The organism is Pedobacter rhizosphaerae (assembly GCF_900111155.1).
GTDB lineage: Bacteria > Bacteroidota > Bacteroidia > Sphingobacteriales > Sphingobacteriaceae > Pedobacter > Pedobacter rhizosphaerae.
This window is the reverse complement of sequence record NZ_FOGG01000040.1, coordinates 23,007-43,911: the sequence shown is the minus strand read 5'-3', so window position 1 is coordinate 43,911 and position 20,905 is coordinate 23,007. Positions and strand designations below refer to the sequence as shown.

Here is a 20,905-nt window from a genome sequence, read left to right as displayed (position 1 = left end):
AACAGCATTTGTGGATGGTAGCTTGAAGTGCCCTTAATCTTATAAGCATCCAACAGCCCCTGGATATTGATTCGGTTAATGACATCGTTCACAATGCGAACAGGATGGCCTTTTGCCACAAGTTCATCCAGAGTGGGCGGAATAGCCATGATCTGGTTCTGATAATAGGGCTTGAAAACTGGTTTCTGGACTGGCATAAATTTCAATTATTTATACTTAAATATCTGAAATACAGTCAAATAAGCCAAATTTAAAAAGATGGAAAATTAATTTTTTTTCCACAAAAAAAGAGACTGCCTTTTTGAGACAGCCTCTTTTTTAAATATTTTATGCCTGTGTTTTAGTGTGTTAGTTAATCTTTTAACCTGGTTTTTTTCAGCTCTTTTTTACTAATTTCGGATTAAGATTCCCTTAAACCGCAATACCTAATTTTCTTGACTAATTGGTCTTTAACAGATCAGTTATCTTTAATTGTTCAGATTTAGCTGGCCGGCTTCCTGCTGCCAGAATAAATCTGCTTTGGTGTTTATTGCGTTTTAAGGAGCCCTTAAAATGAATGATGAAAGGCACGTTTTTCCAACTTCGGTTTATAATATTGCTTCCGTTTTTATGGGTTTCAACAGGGTATGTCTACGCTGAATCCTTTTTTTCTAAAAACACGACATCCAGTTATTTTCAACCTCCAAGATATTCTAAACACTATATAGCCCCGGCCCCCTGGCAGTATTGGAGCAATGCAAATGAAATTGTAGTAACCACCAATAGTACGGTACCCGTTACCGGAACTATTAAAAAAAGTGATGGTACACTGGTTGTTAATTTCACTGTCTCCCAAAATAGTCCTTTTACCCATCGTTTTTTTGGACTGCCCAAAAATGCCCCGGCATTTAGCCTCAATACTGTAATTAATGGGGGAGGAATTATTGTGGAAGGAACAGGATCAATTGCGGTGAACCTTCGCAACATTGCGTCAGATAATCTGGGCACCGGTGGAACGGATGCTGATATCAAAGGTAATGCTTCATTGTTCAGTTTTGGGGATGCTGCCCAGGGTACCTCCTTTAGGGTGGGTTACTACCGTTCAGACAATTTATCTATTTTTTCTCCTCAACCCATTTACAGTATCATGGCTATTGAGGCGAATACGGTTGTTAAGGTAGGAGGAGTAGTTGTTGCCACCTTAAATGCTGGCCAGAGCTACTTATTTAAAACCGCTATTGGTACTTTGGTAGAATCATCAGCGCCAAGTGTAATGAATACAGGAGCAATGTATGATGCTCCGGGAGGTTGTGGAGATAGTGCTTATAATCCTATTCCGCCTATTGCTTCCTTGGGTAAAGATTATGTAATTGTTAGGGGAGAAGGTAATCTGGTTGCAGAACAATCAACAGTAATTGCAACAGAAGCCAATACCACGGTAGTAGTAAAAAACTATGATGTTGATGGAGTAGAGAGATCATCAAATAACTATACCTTAGTCTCAGCAGGAGATAAAGTAACGTTTAACCATGGTTACCTCTCTGGGCCTTACAACACCAGTTCTAATACAGGTAGGTATTCATCATCCTTTATTGCATCAGATAAGGATATCGAAGTTTTTTCAGGCACCGCAGGTATTTCTCGCGGGGGAGGTTGCGAAGTAGACATCGCCACCTTGGTGCCCATTTCCAGTTGCTCGGGTTCTCAAAATGTAGAAACGAAGAAATTTACTGCTTATTCGGGATCAACCAATCTTCCTTACTATCGGTACATCGTAACTAGAAATCCAGATAAAATATTTTTAACTACTACAGGAGGGGTTCCGTCGTATACTAATAAGGATATAGAAACCATTGCAGCAATAGGAGTTCGTAAGTCTTTGGGGAGTTCAGGGTTAACGCTGATCAGTTTCACCGATGCTCAAATTGGATCGCCAACCAATATTGCTTTATCTAGTGACGGTCGAATCACTGTGTCTTTTGTACAACAGAATAATATTTCTTCCATGTCGAATTTTGTTTCGCGATTTCCTGAAAAGGCAGAGCAGGTTACCGCGATAGAGGAAAATTGTGCCTCGATGAAACTTCTTGCAGTTCCCAATGCCAATCCATATCAATGGTATTTTAATGATATGCCAATAAGTGGTGCAACTAATGATGTTTATATAGCCACCGAATCTGGTAATTATAGTGTTACCTATCAGTTAGATTGTGGTTTAAGTGCGCCTTCATTGCCGGTTAAAATTTCTGTATGTAATGTCGATCGCTCTATAACCAAAAGTGTCGACGTACTTTACCCAACCTTAAATAGCAATGTGGTTTTTAGTCTTCTGGCAAAGAATCTGGGCAATGGTGCAGCTGTAGACGTATCTGTGTCAGATCCACTTCCGACAGGGTATACCTATGTTTCTAGCGTAGCTACTGCGGGAACCGCCTATGATGCAGTAACTGGTATCTGGACTATTGGTGGATTGGGAGTTAACGGGATTGCTAAACTCGACATTACAGCCAAAGTTGTTCAAGCCGGAGTGAATACCAATCATGCGATTATTTCCGGCCCACAACTAGATTTAGTAGCCAGTAACGATGAAAGCGCTGTTTCAACATCTACACTGCCGGGAGATATAATAACTTGTGTAGACAATCCTATAATTCCTGTTGTTTACCATATTTTGCCCGAAACCACGGGGGTTACAGTGAATGGATTGCCTCAGGGACTAAGTTTTGGATACAGCACTTTGACTAAGGAATTAACCATTAGCGGGACACCAACTACGGCTCAGCCTTCAACTGTATATACCGTATTGGGCACTACAGGCACAGCCTTGAATCTTCAGGCAAATATTACAGTGAATCCTTTGCCAGATTTAATGTTAAATGGTGATCCTGAGATCTGTCAAGGTACCCTGATTACAGAGTTAAATTATGCGAACGTGCTAAATTCTCCTGTTTCCTACAGCATAACCTGGGATACGCCAGGATTTGTTCCTGTCAATGATCAGCCCTTTCCCGTTGGAAATATCTCTGTTAACATTCCTTCCGATGCCATAGTGGGTACGCATACTGGCGTGTTAATACTAAAAAATGCTAATAACTGCACTAAACAAATCAATTTTAAGATTAAAATAAATCCAAAACCGGCGGTTCCGAATGTTCCGGTGCCATTAACCTCAAAGTATTAAAATGAATTTAAAAAAGTATATTATGAATAAAGTGTTTTTAAAATTAACCTTAATCATTCCTGTAATTTTATTTTGTATATCATTTAGGGTGCTCGGCCAAGTTACGCCTACAACAGCGGATGTCAACTTGTTTTGCGAGGGCGCTGATTTAACCTTTCCTCCTCCCGCTGCCAATGAGAACTGGATTGTTAAGTATAGCACATCTCAAACGACCACTCCGGCAACAGTGATTTCTTTGGTATCAGGAGATAAGATTCCTGCAGCCGATTTGAAAACGGGTTATTACTACCTTAGCGCCAAGTCCACCGCTGCGGGTGCATGTGAATCAGACATGCAGGAAATTCCTGTTTATGTACTGAAACCACTTGTACCCAGTTTTGTTCCTGCAAACTTTTGTGTGGAAAGCCCCCTTGCTCAATTGGGAAGTGTAGTTAATCCGGAGGATCCGCTCATTACACAGATAGCCTATCAATGGTACTCGGTTTCAGGTGGAGTGGAAACAATTTTAGCGGGAGAAAACTCAAAGGACTTTACGCCAGTAAATCCAACAGTCGGAACCACGACCTATCGATTAAAAGTAGGTTATATTATTGGGGGGAATAAATATTGTGCCCAAACTATAGATCATGATATTACGGTAAGCCCTAAACCAGGCAAGCCCAATATTAATAGTAATACTATTCAGGGAACAGCTGGAGCAGTAACCTTTTAGAGTTTTGATGCTTTAAGCCAATAATGAGAATAAGGATACTCATATTCTGGTTTCTGGTATTGCTGTTGCTGGGCAGGCAAACAGGTTATAGCCAGAACGCTCCGGTGGGGAGGCAGACTGTTACGATCAGAGAAGGATCGTCAGCAGTTCTACATGCCAATTCTGCTGGTGCGAGCTCATACATTTGGTTTAAGGATGGTGTTTTAATTAATGGTCAGAAGGGAAACAGTATCATAACAGCAACTGCCGGGATTTACAAGGTTGCTTCTATAAATGCTCAAGGTTGTACTTCAGATCTCTCGGAGGAGATTGTTGTAGCGATTCTTCCTCTGCCCTCGGCAGATATATCCATTACTAAAACTTCTGAAAAGCGGGAGGTAATCAGCAATCAGGTTTTTGATTATCATTTATTGGTAAGAAACAATGGTAAAGACGATGCTTCTGGTTTAACCATTAAAGATAACCTGCCAGAAAACCTGATTTTCGAAAAGCTCTCTAATCCTACTGAGGGTAATGCTTATTATGATCCTATTGAGCGAACGGTTAAATGGGATATTCTTCAGTTGCCCAACGGTGCCTTTGCAGAATTAATTATTAGCGTAAGGTCAAAACAACATGGTCTCGTTAGCAATGCCGCAAGTGTAAGTGCCAATGAGGCCGATCCGAATCTTACTAATAATACCTCTATCGATCATAAAGAGATTTTTGGTTTGAAAATCCCTAATGTTTTTACGCCAAACGGCGATGGAAAAAATGATAATTTCTATCTGGAACACTTAGAGGCTTTTGAATTAAACGAGGTAACCGTAATGAACAGGTGGGGAAGTACAGTTTATCAGGCTCAAGGTTATGCCAATGATTGGAATGCCCTGGGATTAAGTGATGGTACCTACTTTTATGTGGTTAAGGTTAAAAATGGGAAATCCGATTGGATGAGTTATAAGGGGTATGTAACGGTAATCAGATAGGGGAGGATGAAGGAACAAATATGAATAGGCTAGGCAAGCTACTTCTCGTTTTGATATGGCTTCCATTTATTGGATATGCTCAGCAGGATGCCCAATTTGGACAGTATGTATTTAATGGATTGTATATTAATCCGGCTTATGCAGGGTACAAAGAGGAACTGTATCTGCAAGCCTTTGCACGTTCGCAATGGACAGGAGTTAAAGGTGCTCCGCAAACGCTTTCTATTTCTGCTGATGCCGCTATTAACGACGAAAGTATAGGGATAGGTACAATTATCACTAAAGATAAAATTGGTGCACAAAGTGCCCTTAGTGCAACTGCTAATTTGGCTTATCGCATTAAACTCGATCGAACGGAAACTAAAGTTGTTGCTTTTGGCCTTGGCCTGGGGGTAATGCAATTAGGATTAAACGGTAGCCAGTTGGATCCAATAGAACAAGGAGACAATAGAATTCCTACAGGAAATGTGAGTGAAATTAAACCAGATATTCGAGCCGGATTACATTATTCCACTGAAAAGTTTTTTATTGGTTTCTCTGTTCATAATCTTTTCAATAGTATACTTTCTTCTGCTGAAGATTATAAAATGCTCTATGTTAAGACACAGCCACATTTTTATCTTACTGCAGGCTTTGCACTTTCAGTGAATGATGATATTGTTTTCAAGCCAACCTTTTTAATCAAAGAAGACCTTCGGGGACCAACTTCTATTGATCTTAATGCTGCGGTATTGATTAAAGAGCGCTTCTGGATAGGTGGAATGTACAGAACTTCCTTAAAGCTCTATCCCAAATCAAATTTAATGGCTAATCTTCCGGCTAAAAGTGCAGTTGGCCTGATCTCCGAATTCTTTGTAAGACCAAACTTGAGAGTTGGTTATGCTTACGATTATAGTCTGAATAAGCTCGGAAATTACGACTACGGGTCTCATGAAATCTCTATTGGTTATTACCTGGTCACCCAAAAAAGCCGTAGGCCGAAATGCTATTTCTAGTAATGAAAATCTTCCTTTTTATGTAAATGAACAAGTTTTTGCTGTTTTTTTGATAATTGTCAATACTGCCTTTCAAAAAAAATGTTATGGGTTCGTTCATTGAATAAAGTGAACGAATAAGCGCTTAATTGAGCCAGTATGTTTGTGCGAAGAGCAAACAAACCAATTATTATACACTTCCGATCCAACAGCTAAAATACTTTGAAACGACGCTCCGGTCTATTCTTCTTGGTAATAGTTTTATGTTTTCTGCCGGCATTCATTTTTGCTCAGTGCGAAAATACAACAAGAACTTACGCCAACTTTCAAGGTGCTTACCTGGAAGGTTTGGGCCTGTTGGGGGCTCCCACACTGGTAGGTACCATTAGTGATGCGTCGAATGCCGTTAATGGACAAGTTAAAGATGCTTCAACACTAAACGTTGGCATTGGTTTAGTAGGCTTAGCCTCTGCTACCCAGTTTCTTGAGTTTACAACAGATGGTACAAATAGTACGCCCAGACTAATTCCCGCTGGTAAACCTGTTACAATCAAAATTTCCCTTCCTACCGAAGTGTTGAGTATATTAAGTGGCGTTGAGATCGGTACCTTCACCAACTTATCTCCAGTTACGGATAATTGGCCATGGCTCATCGGTGCTGGTCATGCTGCAGGATATAATGCTGCTAGCAAGGTTGCCATCTATAATTCAACTAATATTGCCGGGGTTATTAGCGGTGCTGGAGAAACTGAAATTACGATCACTCCAACTCAAGCCTATCATGGCATTTATGTTAAAGTTTCTGGTAGTTTATTGTCGGTTGCTTTATCTGCCAAGTTATTTCATGCTTATATTTTAGAAGAAACTACTGCCACCTATAACTGCGACGAAGTAATTGATGTGCTTTCTGGGGTTCAGCCTACAGTAATTGGAGGCGTATTAAATGCAACCGGAACTGTTGAAAACCCATTTAATGCCATTGACGGTAACGACGATAGCTTTGCGCTGATGAATGTGGGGGCCTCTGTCTTAAATAAAATTTACCTCACTGCCATCTTCAATAAACCTGCTCAGCCGGCAGATTCTGTTAGTATTATTCTTCAAAAACCTGGAGGTGGCTTGCTGGATCTTAATTTATTAACGGGCTTTACCATTCAGCCTTATTTAAATGGAAGTCCTGCCGGCCCAGCATTTAATAACGCAGGAACATTTTTAAACCTCCGGCTTTTTCCCGGTAGTGCAGATAAATATCAGCTCACTTTTCCCATCACCACTCCGTACGACCGTTTAGAAATTACTACAGGTGGACTGGCTGGAGTATTGGGCTCTTTAAAAATTTACGAAATAAGACGCAAACTGGCGAAACCAAGAACGTTAACAGATCCTGCCGCAGAAGATCAGCGAACGATATGTCAGGGCGAAACAACCAGCTTTACTGTCAATAACCCGCAGGATTGTACCACATACAATTGGACCGATACACCTACAGGAGGTAGCCCTCTTCATACTGGGTTAACTTATACACCACCCGCAAATTTACCCGCTGGAGATTATACTTATTATGTGCAGTCGAGCAGAACATACTGTGTGAATGCGACCTCGGAAGCTTTGAAGGTACGGCTGAAGATTAATCCACTGCCCACGGTAGATGTAACAAACGAAACCATTTGTAGCGGGAGTGCGGTAACTTTATCTGTTAATAATCCAGATGGTGCTTATACTTATAACTGGTATAGCTCAATTTCTCCTTCAACACACTTAGCATCTGGAAATTCTTTCACTACCCCTGTTTTAACTGCTTCAACAAGCTACTATGTAGAAGCAGTAAATACGGCTACAGGTTGCAAGAGTGCAGGAGGTCCGAAAGCTGTAAATGTACAGGTTAAGCCGGTTGCAGTGGTCAATGCGATTTCTGGTGCAAACGAGATTTGTGTCGGAGCCTCAACAATGCTGGTTAATACTACTGCAGGCGGGGTCTGGAGCAGCGCTGATCCCGCAATAGCAACAATCTCCCTCACAGGAAAGGTAACAGGAATTGCAGATGGAAATGTAGTAATCAGCTATACGGTTCCCGATGATGCAGTAAGCTGTGGTAAGCAGGTTGATTTTAACTTTAAAGTAAATGGTCTACCGGAGCTGACTTTACTCCCTGTGCCCGCTGTTTGCGAAGGAGTAACAGCAACCGTGTTGCCTTATACTAATCCCGTTTTTAATCCCATAACGTACAGCATTACCTGGCAAACTGCAGGTTTTGTAAATGTGTCTGATTCGCCATTGCCTCTGGACGAGATTCCATTGGTTATTCCTGTTGATGCTAGTCCGGAGGTGCATAACGGAATATTGACCCTTAAAAATGCATACTGCTCAAAGACCTTCAGTTTTAGTGTTAAGGTAAAACTTGTGCCACCCAAACCAATCGTATCTATTCAATAAATTATATAACAATCTCAAAATCTGATGATCATGAAAAGAAAAACAACATTTAAGAAACTAAGATTATTTACTTTTTTAATACTGCTAACCCCCTTGGCTGCACTTGCACAGAGTACACCAAATCTTTACGTATGCGGTACCGGACAGGCTACTTTCAACCCCTCATTTGGGGCTTATACACCCGTAAATGGAGATCAAATTATCTGGACAATTGATGGAACTGCACAAAATGCTATTTCTTACGACGGATCTAATGCAGGCTTACAAACCAGTGCCACTCTTACCACGGGAACGCATAGGTATACGGTAAAAGTTATTCCTGCTGATGCAAATTTATGTCCTGGAGAAGCTTCTGATGAAATTGTTTTAGAGAAATTGCCTGATCCTGCAATAGCACTTTCTACTCCAAAAACCGATTTCTGTACCGAACTCGCTTCTCAAGCCGTAATAACAGCGGCACCTAATAGCATTACTTTACCTGCCGGCGTAACTTTTACATATGCATGGACAGCAACTTTGGGCGCTACTCCTGTAGCCGATATTACAACTATTGCAACACAAGCAGGAGATAAACTGACCCTGAAAGATGGTTTGGCTGTAGGCGATTATGTATTTACTGCTACGGCAACCTATTCTACAGGAGGTGTGCCAATTGTACCGGCTGCCAGCTGTACTGCTGCGGCAAACCAGAATATCAAAATTGCGCCTAAACCAGGGAAAGCAACCATTACTATCGTGCCATAAGCAATAGTATTGCCTCCAACTCCATTTTCATGATCAACAGAAAGAAGATTATTGCTTTTGGCGTGCTGCTGTTTGGCGCAGTGGCATGCTTTGCGCAATCTTCTAATGGGCAAAAAATTATTTTAGCATTTGGAGAATCCATTAAGCTGAGGGCAAATGCCGAAAACGCCAATGGATATCAATGGTTGAGAAACGGAGTAAATATCGAAGGAGCTACCCAACAGGATTATATTGTAAATAGGGCAGGAATTTATGCGGTCATTACTTTTGGTGCTGCAGGATGTAGTTCTGATATTTCCGAAAGTATGGAAGTAGAGTTGAAAAATGCCTCTGCTGATGTTTCCATCACTAAAAGATCTGAAAACAGAAGCGTGGTGAATTATGAGCCATTTAAATATTATCTTCTGGTCAGAAATAATGGAAGGGCCGATGCAACCGATGTGCAGGTAAAGGATGCACTTCCAGAGAATTTGTCCTTTAGTCATTTTGATCCTCCTTCTTCGGGAGAGGTTAAATATAATCCATCAGATAAAACCATTTTGTGGTCATTGCCTAGCCTCGCTAATGGCCAGTTTGCAGAACTCATTATTCATGTTAGCGCTTTAAGGGCAGGTAGAGTGGTTAATAGTGCAACCGTAACCATAAATGAATTCGATCCCGATCCTTCAAATAATACCTCTATTGATACCAAAGAAATAACAGGTTTAAAAATTCCTAACGTATTTACCCCTAATGGAGATGGAAAGAACGATACCTTTTTTATTGAAAGATTAGATGCTTACGCTGATAATGAGTTAACTGTAATTAACCGGTGGGGGAGTACGGTATATGAAAAAAATGGTTACCTCAGCGACTGGACAGGAGATGGGCTTGCAGATGGTACGTACTTCTACGTGCTTAAGGTTAAAAATGCAGCCGGTAATTGGGAAGAGTTTAAGGGCTATGTAACCTTGATTCGATAAGTAAAAATTAAATAGAATATGAAAAAGATTATTTTGATTGGAATATTTAATTTAATGAGCATTTTGGTTTGGAGTCAGCAAAATGCCCAGTTTGGCCAGTATCTTTTCAACGGACTCTATATTAACCCCGCTTATGCTGGATACAAAGAAGAGCTTTATCTTCAGGCTTTTGCACGAACCCAGTGGACAGGTATCAAAGGAGCACCCCAAACGCTGTCTATCTCTGCAGATGAAGCGATCAGGGAGGAAAGCCTGGGTATTGGCGCAATCATTACTAAAGATAAAATAGGCGCACAAAGCTCACTTACCGCTTCTGCTAATTTGGCTTACCGAATTAAACTCGATCGCACTGAAACCAATATTCTGGCCTTTGGGTTAGGTGCAGGGGTAATGCAACTTGGCCTCGATGGTAGTTTGCTCAACCCGGTTGAACAAGGCGACAATAGAATCCCTGCCGGTAATGTGAGCCAGATTATGCCCGACATTCGTGCTGGTATTCATTATTCTAACGAAAAATTCTTTATTGGGCTTTCTGCCGATAACCTTTTAACCAAAACCCTTTCCAATACCGATGATTATAGATTACTCAATGTTAAAGTAGAGCCACATTTCTATTTGACTTCTGGTTTAGCCTTACCACTTAATAACAATTTTGTATTCAGACCAAGTTTTCTGATCAAGGATGATCTTCATGGGCCAACTTCTCTTGATCTCAACGCCTTTATGTTAATAAACGAACGTTTTTGGATTGGTGGGATGTACCGGACTTCTGTTAAGCTCTATCCTAAGTCAAACCTGGCATCCGGTCTTACCGCAAAGAGTGCAATGGGAGTTATCTCCGAATTTTTTATACAACAAAACCTAAGGATAGGCTATGGCTTCGACTATAGTCTCAACAAATTGGGTAACTATGACTACGGATCTCACGAAATCTCTATTGGTTATTATCTGGTAACCAAAAAAAGCCGTAGGCCAAAGTGCTATTTTTAGCCAAATTCTGCCTCGTAAACTTTACACAATGTTAATATTCCTCATTCGTAACTATAGGTTTCATCCTGTATTTATAGGGTTTCGTCAAAAAAAAGATATGATGATCATCATGTTCATGAAAAAATAATCTGTCTAATCATGTATTTGCGGTTATTTAGGCGTTTCTGTTTCTAATTACTTATTTATAAGTAGTTTATTAGTATTCCTTACGAGCTTGTTTCATTTTTTATTGTTTAAATTCACTTCATTATAGTAGTATTAATCCTACAACATTTTTTCTATGTGTAAAAGTGTGTAAAATCGCTGTTTAATTTGGTGTAAAATTAATATTGGGGCTATTTTCTCGCATACTATTTTCGGTATTTTAGAGTTGAAGAAATCCTTGAACTGATATTTTGCTTTTTAAATACGACTATTAATCTTACAAAGGAGTAGTAGTCTATTGTCTGAGATTCGCCTTGGCTGGCTTTGCTATGCCCAGAGCGGATCTTATAGCATTGTATTGCTTTCGAGGTTGATTAAAGTGAACATGATTAAAGCTCTATCCCGATTAGTATGTTTAGTATGCGTTGTTGTTTTACTCCTGGCAGTAGAGGGTACAGGCTATGCTATAAATATTTCGCCAATATTTGGTATTAGCGGGGCTCGGTCTATAAACACGGCTTCTAGCTTGGCCAAATTTACACCGCCAAGCTATTCTAAGCATTATATTGCTCCAGCACCATGGCAATATTGGAGCAAGGCAAATGAAATTGTAATTACAACAGATAATACTACAACCATTACCGGAACAATAAAAAAGAGTGATGGAACAATCATTACTACATTTAGCTGTTCACAAAACAATCCCTTTACTTATCGCTTTTCAGGATTACCCAAAGATGTTCCTGCACATAGTTTAAATACAGTAATCTCTGCTGCCGGAATTATTGTTGAGGCCACAGCTTCTATTTCTGTAAACTTAAGAAATGTAGCCTCTGATAACCTTGGTTCTGACGGAGCGGATGCAGACATTAAAGGAAATGCTTCTTTATTTAGTTTTGGTGATGCAGCTATAGGTAACTCCTTTAGGGTAGGATATTATCGTGATGGTGACTTGGCTAGTAATGCCTCCCGTCCGATTTATAGCATCATGGCCACAGAGAATAACACCATTATTAAAATTGCCGGTGTAGCCACAGCCACGTTAAATGCAGGACAGAGTTATTTGTTTAAAGCACCTATTGGAACTTTAGTAGAGTCCTCGGCATCTGCGGTGATGAATACGGCAGCGGCCCTGGATGCTCCGGGTGGCTGTGGCGATGGTGCATTTAATCCAGTTCCGCCCATTTCTTCATTAGGAAAAGAATATGTTATTGTTAGGGGAGAAGGCAATACAACTGCAGAGCAATCTACTGTTATCGCAACAGAAGCCAACACAACGGTTACAGTTACTAATTTTGATATCAACGGAACGCAAAGAAGCACACAGACCTATACGCTTGCTCAACCTGGCGATAAACAGACCTTTGGCCATGGATATATTAATGGCGCATATAATCAAAGCACCAATACTGGCCGGTATTCTTCCTCAATTATCGTTTCCAATAAGAATGTGGAGGTATTTTCGGGTACGGCAGGTGTGTCTTCTGGTGGCGGATGCGAAGTGGATGTAGCCACTTTAGTTCCCATTTCTGGCTGCTCGGGATCAAGGAGGGTAGAAACAACCAAATTTACGGCTTATGTTACGAGTACAGATCTTCCTTATTTCGGATATATTCTGACCAAGAGTACCGATCCAATTTTATTAACCACTATTGATGGCTCTCCGGTTTATACCAATCAAAATATCGAATCCATATCAGGAATAGGAACCCGCAAAGCACTGGGCACTTCTGGTCTTTCGCTAATCAGTTTTACCAATGTTAATATTGGTCAGCCAAGGGTGATATCAATCACCAGTTTAGGGAGATTAACCGTTTCGATGGTACAACAAAGCAGTGGCTTCTCTATGTCTAACTTTATTTCCCGTTTCCCGGAAAAGGCAGAGCAGCCCAGTGTTAGCCAGGTAAATTGCGCGTCGGCGACCCTCACGGCGGTTGCCAATGCTGCGCCTTACCAATGGTATTTAAATGGTGTTCCTATCAGTGGCGCTACATCGGCTACTTATGAAGCGGGTACATCTGGTAATTACAGTGTAACCTATCAATTGGAATGTGGTGGCAGCGCCCCATCACTTCCGGTAAGCATTTCACTCTGTAATATAGATCGTTCCATCACAAAAACTGTAGATGTGGCTTATCCAGAGCTGAATACGAATGTTGTATTTACTTTAACAGCAGAAAACTTAGGCAATGGAAATGCTGTTGGCGTATCCGTTACCGATAAGTTACCTGCGGGTTATACTTATGTATCCAGTATTCCTTCTGCAGGCACTGCCTATGATGCAACATCAGGTATTTGGACTATTGGCGATTTAGCAGCTTCGGCTAGTGCAACGCTTAAAATAACAGCAAAAGTAGTTCAAACGGGTGTATTAACAAATACTGCAACCATAACCGGACCGCAACCAGATCAGGTGACCAATAATAATCAAAGCAGTGTTTCAACCTCCACAGGCTCTGGAGACCGGATCGTGTGTATCAATACGCAAATGAACCAGATCGTATATGCTTTATCTGGTTCTGCAAACAATGCAAATGTAACGGGTTTGCCAGCAGGAGTAACCGGAGTTTACAATGGATCGCCTAAAAGAGTAACCATCAGCGGAACGCCAACAGTTGTCGGAACATTTACATATACCGTTATTCCTAACTCAGGGCCTTCCTTCACCGGTACAATCACCGTAAACGGAAATGTAACTATACCCGTATTCAATACCGGATTAACAGATAAAAGATGCATGGGCGCAGGAACTGATACCTATATCGCAACCGCAACCAATACCAGTGGAATTGTATATAGTTTATTACCATTAGCCGCCGGGGTAATAGATGCTTCAACCGGCAAGGTTACCTGGTCTTCTAGTTTTAGTGGAAACGCTACCGTTACCGCTACAGCAAAAGGTTGTGAAGAAAAAGTGCAAAGCTTTGTGGTAACTGTGAGTCCAGCTCCAACGTTGACATTAGGCACCGACCCGGAGATTTGCCAGGGTTTCAATACTGCTCAACTGAATTATACAAACCCTATAAATAATCCAACAACATATAGCATCAGTTGGACTACTCCTGGTTTTACGTCCGTAAATAACTTGCCATTGCCGGCAGGAAGTATTCCCATTAATGTACCTGTAGATGCCTCAATAGGTACTCATTCGGGATTGTTGACGCTAAAAAATGCAGCAGGATGTACTACGCAAATCAATTTTAACATAAAAATAAATCCAAAACCATCAGCACCGCATGTGCTGGTTAACACTAATTCACAATATTAATTAATTTAAAAAATCGTCCCCATGAACAAATTCCTTACCAAAACAATTTTAACTATCGCTGCAATCGTTTTATGTAGCTTTTTAACATTATCTGCTCAAACTTTAGCGCCGAATACTGCTGGAGTCAACCTTTTTTGTTCCGGTGCTGATCTTACCCTGCCTGCTGCACCTACAGGCGCAGATTGGATTGTAAAATACAGTGCTACTCCTACTACTACGCCTTCTACAGGAGTTATCCTAACGGGAGGTAACAAAATCCCTAATGGAGATCTTAAAACCGGATATTATTACCTGAGCTCTAAATCGCAAACGGCAGGATCCTGCGAATCGGAAATGCAGGAAATTCCGGTTTATGTACTTAAACCTCTCGTACCAACCATTACTCCGGCACCTTTCTGCGTGGAAAGTCCATTAGCACAAATAGGTAATGTAACCAATCCGGAAGACCCAACAAAAGCAGCATTAGTTTATCAATGGTATACCGTATCGGGTAGTACTGAAACAATTATTAACGGCGCAAATACTAAAGATTATACACCAACTGCACCAACGGTAGGGAGTGTAACTTATAGGTTTAGAGTAGGTTATGAGATTAATGGTAGCAAGTATTGTGCACAAACGGTAGATGAAACGATTACCGTAACGGCTAAACCAACCAAACCAACATTAACTATCGGTACGGCACACGGCACAGCAGGTGCAGTTACTTTCTAGGTAATTTTTCCAGGCTAGCGATAAATCTTATACATGAGACTGAGGTTTTATACCTTCCGGTTTCTGGCGTTCCTCTTATTTTTAAATTTAAAGGGATTTGGCCAGGATGCGCTGAAAGGGCGGCAAACGATTACGATCTCCGAAGGGTCGTCGGTAATCTTGCGTGCCAATTCGGAAGGTGCCAGCTCGTATATATGGTTTAAGGATGGTAAACTGATTCCTGGACAAAACAGGTCGTCAATTATCACCGCAACAGCCGGTGTTTATAAAGTAGCATCAATCAATAAGGAAGGTTGTACCTCCGATTTATCAGACGACATTGAAATGCTTGTGCTTCCACGTCGCTCAGCAGATGTATCCATCGTTAAGCGCTCAGAATCAAGAGCCATAGTTCGGGATCAGATTTTTGAATACTATCTCAATGTGAGAAATAATGGGGCAGATGATGCTACAGGCCTGGTAGTTAAGGATGTATTACCAGAGAATCTCACTTTTGAAAGTCTGGCAGAACCTACAGGTGGAGAAGCAACATATGATTCGGGTGTTCGAACGATAAAATGGAACATTGGTCATTTAGCCAATGGGCAGTTTGCCGAATTGGTGATCAGGGTACGATCAAAACAGCAGGGATTGGTGAGCAATACGGCAACAATAAGTGCCAATGAGTTCGATCCAAACCTTTCGAATAATACTTCAACAGATAACAAAGAGATTTCGGGTCTCAGGATTCCTAACGTATTTACGCCAAATGGGGACGGCAAGAATGATACGTTTTACCTGGAGCATCTAGACTCTTTTGAATCCAATGAAATAACCATTATGAACCGCTGGGGGAGTACGGTATATCAGTCTGGTAAATACTTAAATGATTGGACAGCAAGTGGTTTAAGTGATGGTACTTACTTCTATGTAGTGAAAGTGAAAAATGGTAGTTCTGATTGGATTGCCTACAAAGGATATGTTACAGTGATAAGATAAACGAAAATAAAGAGACATGAAAGCTATAGGAAAATTAATTGTAGTTCTGATGTGTTGCTGCTCGAAAATGGTTTTTGCACAGCAAGATGCCCAGTTTGGGCAGTATGTTTTCAATGGGATGTATATTAACCCGGCATACACAGGTTATAAGGAAGAATTGTATTTGCAGGCTTTTGCCCGGGCGCAGTGGACAGGCATCAAAGGGGCACCACAATCGCTTTCTATTTCTGCCGATGAAGCCATTAATGATGAATCATTAGGAATAGGTGGGATTATTACTAAAGATAAAATTGGCGCGCAGAGTTCTTTAAGTGCTTCAGCAAATTTTGCCTATCGCATCAAGCTGGATAGAACAGAAACGAATGTACTGGCATTCGGACTTGGAGTTGGAGTTATGCAGGCAGGTTTAAATGGTAATTTACTCGATCCCATCGAACAGGGTGATAATCGAATTCCAACAGGAAGTGTTAGCCAGATTACACCAGATATCAGGGCAGGAATCCACTATTCTAACGAGAAATTCTTTATTGGCTTCTCTGCAGATAATTTGCTTGCTAAGTCCTTGTCAGTGTTTGGAGATTACAAATTACTCAATTTTAAAGTTCAACCACATTTTTACCTCAGTGCTGGTATGGCTCTGCCACTAACCGATGATTTTGTATTTAAGCCAACTTTTTTAATAAAAGATGACCTTCGTGGACCAACATCCATGGATTTAAATGCCTTTTTATTGGTGAAAGAGCGCTTTTGGATTGGTGGAGTGTACAGAACTTCAGTTAAATTATATCCTAAATCTAATTTACAGGCAAATTTGACCGCAAGAAGTGCCGTAGGCTTTATTTCTGAGTTTTTTGTTCGCCAGAATTTGAGAATTGGGTATGGTTATGATTATAGTTTAAATAAGTTAGGTAATTATGATTATGGCTCTCATGAGATATCAGTAGGTTATTTTCTGCAAACGGCAAAAAGTCGAAGACCAAAGTGTTATTTCTAATTCAGAGAGTACTCCATGCAGTTGTTTGAATTATGGGCACAATTTAAACAAAACCAAATGCTTCATGTTAGCCTTATTAAACGAGCAATAAGGCGTGTTAGCGAAGAGTTACATAGATCATGATTCATCTCCAAAGTTGAAAGTGCTGCTTTCGGAGGATGAGGTTTTTGCAAAAAGGCTAATGGATCGTGATAAAACTGCTTTTAAAATGCTTTATCGGAAATATGCTTCACTTATTTATGGTAGGATTTTATCCAAGGTAGCTAATCAATACCAGGCAGAGCAACTTTTAGAACAAACTTTTATACAGGCTTATCATAATATCCATGATTTTGATTTTGTTAAAATTAAATTATTTACCTGGCTTAATCAGATCGCTAAAAAACAGCTTGATAAACAGTTGTTTAATGGTTGAGCGAACGCTTAGCTGTTCTTGTTTTCTACAAGTTTTATTTTGTAGTTTATTTACGATTGCTTAATATTAGGTGTCTATTTGTTTGCTAATCCCCTTTATGTATGATCAGATCCCTAAGAAACGATGCCGTTAACCTATTGCTTAAATATTTAGAAAAGCTCCAGCCCTTATCAGAGGGTTTTATTAAAGCGGTGGAAACGAATGCAGTGCCACTCACAGTTAAAAAAAGCAAGTTTATATTATCTCCTTTAGAAATTAATGAATCAGTATTCTTCGTAACCAAGGGCATTGTTCGTGGCTTTGTTAAAGATGAAGAAAGAGATATCACGACCTGGATCAGTTTTGGTAATGAATTTATTGGTGCCATTCACAATCCGAATCTGGAAGCACAACCCTCTATAGAATACCTTCAGGCGCTGGAAGAAACTGAGCTTGTAGAGATGTCTAATGAATTGATACACAGGTTGTATGCCTACTATCCCGAAACTAATATTATTGGGCGTAAAATTCTGGCTATTCAGTATTATGAAGCTTCAGAACGGTCAATCTTAGCCAGAATTCCTTCTGCGGAGGGTAGGTTCGAAAGATTTATGTTAAATAGTAGCCATAATCTGAATTTAGTTCCGCTTCGATATATCGCCAGTTACTTGGGAATGCGACTAGAAACCTTAAGTCGAATCAGAAATAAGGCGGCCAGAGAAAAAAGTATTTGCATGGCCTAGTTATTACTCATTTGCTCTTTTTGGCAAATTATCATTCATAAAAAACCACTTGCTGCAAGATCCCGTATATACTCCCACAAGCCCTGATAAGGTTCGGTTTTTATGGGAAAAAATTACTTTTTATGGTTATTTTCTTTTGCCTGGTTTATTTGTATTCCAGCAAAAGGAATTCCTGTTGCCCATACAAATTTAACCATTGTACAGGCCGATTGGGATGGACATGGCAATGCCCATGACCATAAAATTGAATTACCGGCAGAAGATGATGAGGCCGAGTATAAAGTTAAGCAAGCAGAAGGAGTAGTTTTTGGTATTGCTTCACTCTTTTTTTATCCGCCTACCGATGCCTGGTTTACACAAAAGAGTATACCGCTTCCTTTTTCATATAATCAGGTACGCAAACAGCCCCCAAAGAATAAGTTTCTTTTATAGCCATTCATTAAATTATTAATATAAACTTATTCAAAATGCAAAACTTTAAACTAAACTTATTGATGGTGCTATGCGTACTATCAACCCTATCAATTTTTTCTTCTTGCAAGAAGGATAGAGGATATGTAGATCAGGAAACACTTACACCCGGTCCCGATTTAAACTTTTATGCACTTACCACTGATAGCAAGCTATTGTTGATCAATGCCAAAAACCCGTCTAATATCTTATCTCAGGTTACACTCTCAGGTTTGCAAACCGGAGAAACGATACTGGGAATAGACTTCCGTCCTGCAACCGGACAGCTTTATGGAGTAGGTAGCACCAGTCGCCTTTATATTATTGATCCTAAAACCGGCGTTGCCAGATCACTCACAACTGCTGCTTTTACTCCGGCGTTGAGCGGCACCGCTGTTGCTTTCGATTTTAATCCTGCTGTAGACAGAATTCGTTTGGTTACTTCAGGCGGGCAGAACTTGCGTTTACATCCTGAAACTGGGGCAGTAGCCGGGACTGACGGCGTGATTAATGGCGTTGCCAATGCAAAAGTAACGGCAGCTGCTTATACCCAAAATAGGGCTGGCTCAACTACTACAGTACTTTTTGATATTGATGTAGCCAATGATAAACTCCACAAACAAGATCCACCCAACGATGGCAAATTGGTTGAGGTTGGAAGTTTAGGTTTTGATGCGGAAGAGGCTAGTGGCTTTGATATCAACCCAGATGGAGGTGTTGCTTTGGCAGCTTTGTCTGTTGCAGGCAAATCGGGGTTATTTCAGATAGATCTAAATTCTGGTAAAGCCGCTAAGATTGGCAATTTTAGTCAGCAAATTACCGGTATAGCCATTCCAACTGAAGCTGTAGCTTATGCCATCTCTGCTAATAATGAACTTTTGATTTTTAATCATACCTCAGCAACACCAGCCATTATAGTTAAAGCCATAACAGGTGTTCAGGCTGGCGAATCCATTTTAGGAATAGATATCCGTCCACTTAACGGACAACTGTATGCATTGGGAAGTACAAGCAGGATTTACACCATTAATACAGCTTCAGGATTAGCTACGCAAGCTGGAACAGGTGTTTTAAGTACCTTGTTAGTGGGTACGCAATTTGGTTTTGATTTTAACCCTACTGTAGATCGCATTAGAATTGTAAGCAATACAGGCCAAAATCTAAGGTTTAATCCGCTTGATGGTAGTGTAGCCGTTGATGGAAGTATAACTTTGGCTACAGCTGCGATTTCTGGTGCTGCATACACCAATAATTTTGCTGGAGCCGCTACAACGGTATTATTTGACATTGATGCGCAGGGAGATAGACTGTACAAACAAGATCCACCAAATTTAGGCACCTTGGTTGATGTTGGCGCATTGGGCATAAACGTAGATGCCGCGAATGGCTTCGATATCGGCTCAACCTCAGGTGTAGCTTATGGCCTCTTCACAGTTGGTGGTGTTCAGAAAATTTATACTGTAAATCTCAGCAACGGAGCAGCAACTGCTTTAGCCACAATTGGCACTCCGGCCAGAGCTTTTACAGTTGGTTTAGGATTTTAAATCGTCCCATATAATCATATATATTCCCGTGGTGCCTTATCAGGTATCACGGGATTTTTTTCTTTAAATTTCGCTGGCGACGAAAAATCATTAATCTACTAAAAGGCTCTCTTCCTCTACTTTTTCTGGTATTTTTTATACTTATCTGGCTACTTCCTCAGCTGTTTTTCCTCCTGATTCGGGCTTTAAACTGATAAAAAACGCACTGTTTTTAATGAACAAAAACTGAATGCTGAACTGATACTTTACCCCTAGAACGAATAAACTGAATAAAGGCCTTAAATTGATTAATGCTGAGGGTTTTTGAACTGAGAAAGGTCTTTTGTCTGTTTTGTTTTACAATGCAGTATTTAAGCTTCCTTTTTAGGTGTATTTTTTATATATGGGTTCTATAATATATTTGCCACAAGGTTGGCCAACCCGGGCGTTCCCTGAAAAGCCATAGAAAGAGTAAGGACTTAATCTTTAAAAAATCCCAATTATGAAAAATTTAGATTTAAAAAACCTTGATGTTCAAGAAATGAATGTATCTGAAATGACCCAAATCGAAGGTGGTGGTCCCCTTAACGATTTATTAGGCGGTCTTTTAACTTCAGTAGTAGGTACAGTAAACAGTGTTTCAACTGACTTATCTACTTTCTTAAACAAAACTATTGCAAACGTTGTGAAACTTGTTGCAGGTTTATAGAAAAACATTGCGGTCTCTGTTTCTTAACCAGAAATAGAGGCCGCT

The 20,905-nt window shown here is 40.4% G+C and carries 17 protein-coding genes and 1 pseudogene; 17 read left to right on the top strand and 1 reads right to left on the bottom strand.

Going from position 1 to position 20,905, the window contains the following annotated elements; all coding sequences use genetic code 11:
* Positions 1–197 (bottom strand): annotated as a pseudogene (locus BMX11_RS21130) (IS5/IS1182 family transposase); the annotation flags it as partial.
* A 359-nt stretch (positions 198–556) separates the two neighbouring features.
* On the opposite strand from BMX11_RS21130, the gene BMX11_RS21125 reads away from it, so the two are divergent.
* The 17 genes from BMX11_RS21125 to BMX11_RS21045 all read left to right on the top strand — a co-directional run bounded on the left by BMX11_RS21125 (position 557) and on the right by BMX11_RS21045 (position 20,860).
* Entirely contained in the window at positions 557–3,160 is a 2,604-nt protein-coding gene (locus BMX11_RS21125; RefSeq protein WP_090888544.1) for a DUF11 domain-containing protein, read from the top strand.
* A gap of 22 nt (positions 3,161–3,182) precedes the next feature.
* Positions 3,183–3,872: a hypothetical protein gene (locus BMX11_RS21120; protein WP_139180245.1), complete on the top strand. Its 690-nt coding sequence runs from the start codon at positions 3,183–3,185 to the stop codon at positions 3,870–3,872.
* A gap of 23 nt (positions 3,873–3,895) precedes the next feature.
* A complete protein-coding gene (locus tag BMX11_RS21115; protein WP_090888538.1) occupies positions 3,896–4,840 on the top strand; it encodes a T9SS type B sorting domain-containing protein in 945 nt (314 codons plus the stop codon).
* A gap of 20 nt (positions 4,841–4,860) precedes the next feature.
* Positions 4,861–5,835, top strand: a complete 975-nt coding sequence (locus BMX11_RS21110) for a PorP/SprF family type IX secretion system membrane protein (protein ID WP_090888535.1) — start codon at positions 4,861–4,863, stop codon at positions 5,833–5,835.
* 201 nt (positions 5,836–6,036) lie between these two features.
* Positions 6,037–8,247 (top strand): Ig-like domain-containing protein, encoded by a 2,211-nt coding sequence (locus BMX11_RS21105; RefSeq protein ID WP_139180244.1) that lies wholly within the window; start codon positions 6,037–6,039, stop codon positions 8,245–8,247.
* 30 nt (positions 8,248–8,277) lie between these two features.
* Positions 8,278–8,991 (top strand): hypothetical protein, encoded by a 714-nt coding sequence (locus tag BMX11_RS21100; protein ID WP_139180243.1) that lies wholly within the window; start codon positions 8,278–8,280, stop codon positions 8,989–8,991.
* A 29-nt stretch (positions 8,992–9,020) separates the two neighbouring features.
* Complete coding sequence (locus tag BMX11_RS21095) at positions 9,021–9,953, top strand: T9SS type B sorting domain-containing protein (protein WP_090888526.1); 933 nt, start codon at positions 9,021–9,023, stop codon at positions 9,951–9,953.
* A gap of 18 nt (positions 9,954–9,971) precedes the next feature.
* Positions 9,972–10,943 carry a PorP/SprF family type IX secretion system membrane protein gene (locus tag BMX11_RS21090; RefSeq protein ID WP_090888524.1) on the top strand — a complete coding sequence of 324 codons (972 nt, stop codon included), beginning with the start codon at positions 9,972–9,974 and terminating at the stop codon, positions 10,941–10,943.
* Between the two features lie 442 nt (positions 10,944–11,385).
* Complete coding sequence (locus BMX11_RS21085) at positions 11,386–14,355, top strand: DUF11 domain-containing protein (protein WP_139180242.1); 2,970 nt, start codon at positions 11,386–11,388, stop codon at positions 14,353–14,355.
* 21 nt (positions 14,356–14,376) lie between these two features.
* The gene (locus BMX11_RS21080) at positions 14,377–15,069 is read left to right on the top strand and encodes a hypothetical protein (protein ID WP_090888518.1); all 693 of its coding nucleotides are present in this window, start codon (positions 14,377–14,379) and stop codon (positions 15,067–15,069) included.
* Positions 15,070–15,102: 33 nt separating this feature from the next.
* Positions 15,103–16,047, top strand: a complete 945-nt coding sequence (locus BMX11_RS21075; protein WP_090888516.1) for a T9SS type B sorting domain-containing protein — start codon at positions 15,103–15,105, stop codon at positions 16,045–16,047.
* Between the two features lie 16 nt (positions 16,048–16,063).
* A complete protein-coding gene (locus BMX11_RS21070) occupies positions 16,064–17,041 on the top strand; it encodes a PorP/SprF family type IX secretion system membrane protein (RefSeq protein ID WP_090888513.1) in 978 nt (325 codons plus the stop codon).
* A 94-nt stretch (positions 17,042–17,135) separates the two neighbouring features.
* On the top strand, positions 17,136–17,456 hold the full coding sequence (locus BMX11_RS21065; protein WP_139180241.1) for an RNA polymerase sigma factor: 321 nt from the start codon (positions 17,136–17,138) through the stop codon (positions 17,454–17,456).
* Between the two features lie 101 nt (positions 17,457–17,557).
* The gene (locus BMX11_RS21060; RefSeq protein WP_090888506.1) at positions 17,558–18,178 is read left to right on the top strand and encodes a Crp/Fnr family transcriptional regulator; all 621 of its coding nucleotides are present in this window, start codon (positions 17,558–17,560) and stop codon (positions 18,176–18,178) included.
* A gap of 102 nt (positions 18,179–18,280) precedes the next feature.
* Complete coding sequence (locus tag BMX11_RS21055) at positions 18,281–18,610, top strand: hypothetical protein (protein ID WP_090888504.1); 330 nt, start codon at positions 18,281–18,283, stop codon at positions 18,608–18,610.
* A gap of 35 nt (positions 18,611–18,645) precedes the next feature.
* The gene (locus BMX11_RS21050; protein ID WP_090888501.1) at positions 18,646–20,172 is read left to right on the top strand and encodes a DUF4394 domain-containing protein; all 1,527 of its coding nucleotides are present in this window, start codon (positions 18,646–18,648) and stop codon (positions 20,170–20,172) included.
* Positions 20,173–20,653: 481 nt separating this feature from the next.
* Entirely contained in the window at positions 20,654–20,860 is a 207-nt protein-coding gene (locus tag BMX11_RS21045; RefSeq protein WP_090888498.1) for a hypothetical protein, read from the top strand.
* The last annotated feature ends 45 nt before the right edge of the window (positions 20,861–20,905 follow it).

Coding starts and splice junctions, on each gene's coding strand:
- BMX11_RS21125 (WP_090888544.1), top strand. CDS start 557: ATGATGAAAGGCACGTTTTTCCAACTTCGGTTTATAATATTGCTTCCG.
- BMX11_RS21120 (WP_139180245.1), top strand. CDS start 3,183: ATGAATAAAGTGTTTTTAAAATTAACCTTAATCATTCCTGTAATTTTA.
- BMX11_RS21115 (WP_090888538.1), top strand. CDS start 3,896: ATGAGAATAAGGATACTCATATTCTGGTTTCTGGTATTGCTGTTGCTG.
- BMX11_RS21110 (WP_090888535.1), top strand. CDS start 4,861: ATGAATAGGCTAGGCAAGCTACTTCTCGTTTTGATATGGCTTCCATTT.
- BMX11_RS21100 (WP_139180243.1), top strand. CDS start 8,278: ATGAAAAGAAAAACAACATTTAAGAAACTAAGATTATTTACTTTTTTA.
- BMX11_RS21095 (WP_090888526.1), top strand. CDS start 9,021: ATGATCAACAGAAAGAAGATTATTGCTTTTGGCGTGCTGCTGTTTGGC.
- BMX11_RS21090 (WP_090888524.1), top strand. CDS start 9,972: ATGAAAAAGATTATTTTGATTGGAATATTTAATTTAATGAGCATTTTG.
- BMX11_RS21080 (WP_090888518.1), top strand. CDS start 14,377: ATGAACAAATTCCTTACCAAAACAATTTTAACTATCGCTGCAATCGTT.
- BMX11_RS21075 (WP_090888516.1), top strand. CDS start 15,103: ATGAGACTGAGGTTTTATACCTTCCGGTTTCTGGCGTTCCTCTTATTT.
- BMX11_RS21070 (WP_090888513.1), top strand. CDS start 16,064: ATGAAAGCTATAGGAAAATTAATTGTAGTTCTGATGTGTTGCTGCTCG.
- BMX11_RS21060 (WP_090888506.1), top strand. CDS start 17,558: ATGATCAGATCCCTAAGAAACGATGCCGTTAACCTATTGCTTAAATAT.
- BMX11_RS21055 (WP_090888504.1), top strand. CDS start 18,281: ATGGGAAAAAATTACTTTTTATGGTTATTTTCTTTTGCCTGGTTTATT.
- BMX11_RS21050 (WP_090888501.1), top strand. CDS start 18,646: ATGCAAAACTTTAAACTAAACTTATTGATGGTGCTATGCGTACTATCA.
- BMX11_RS21045 (WP_090888498.1), top strand. CDS start 20,654: ATGAAAAATTTAGATTTAAAAAACCTTGATGTTCAAGAAATGAATGTA.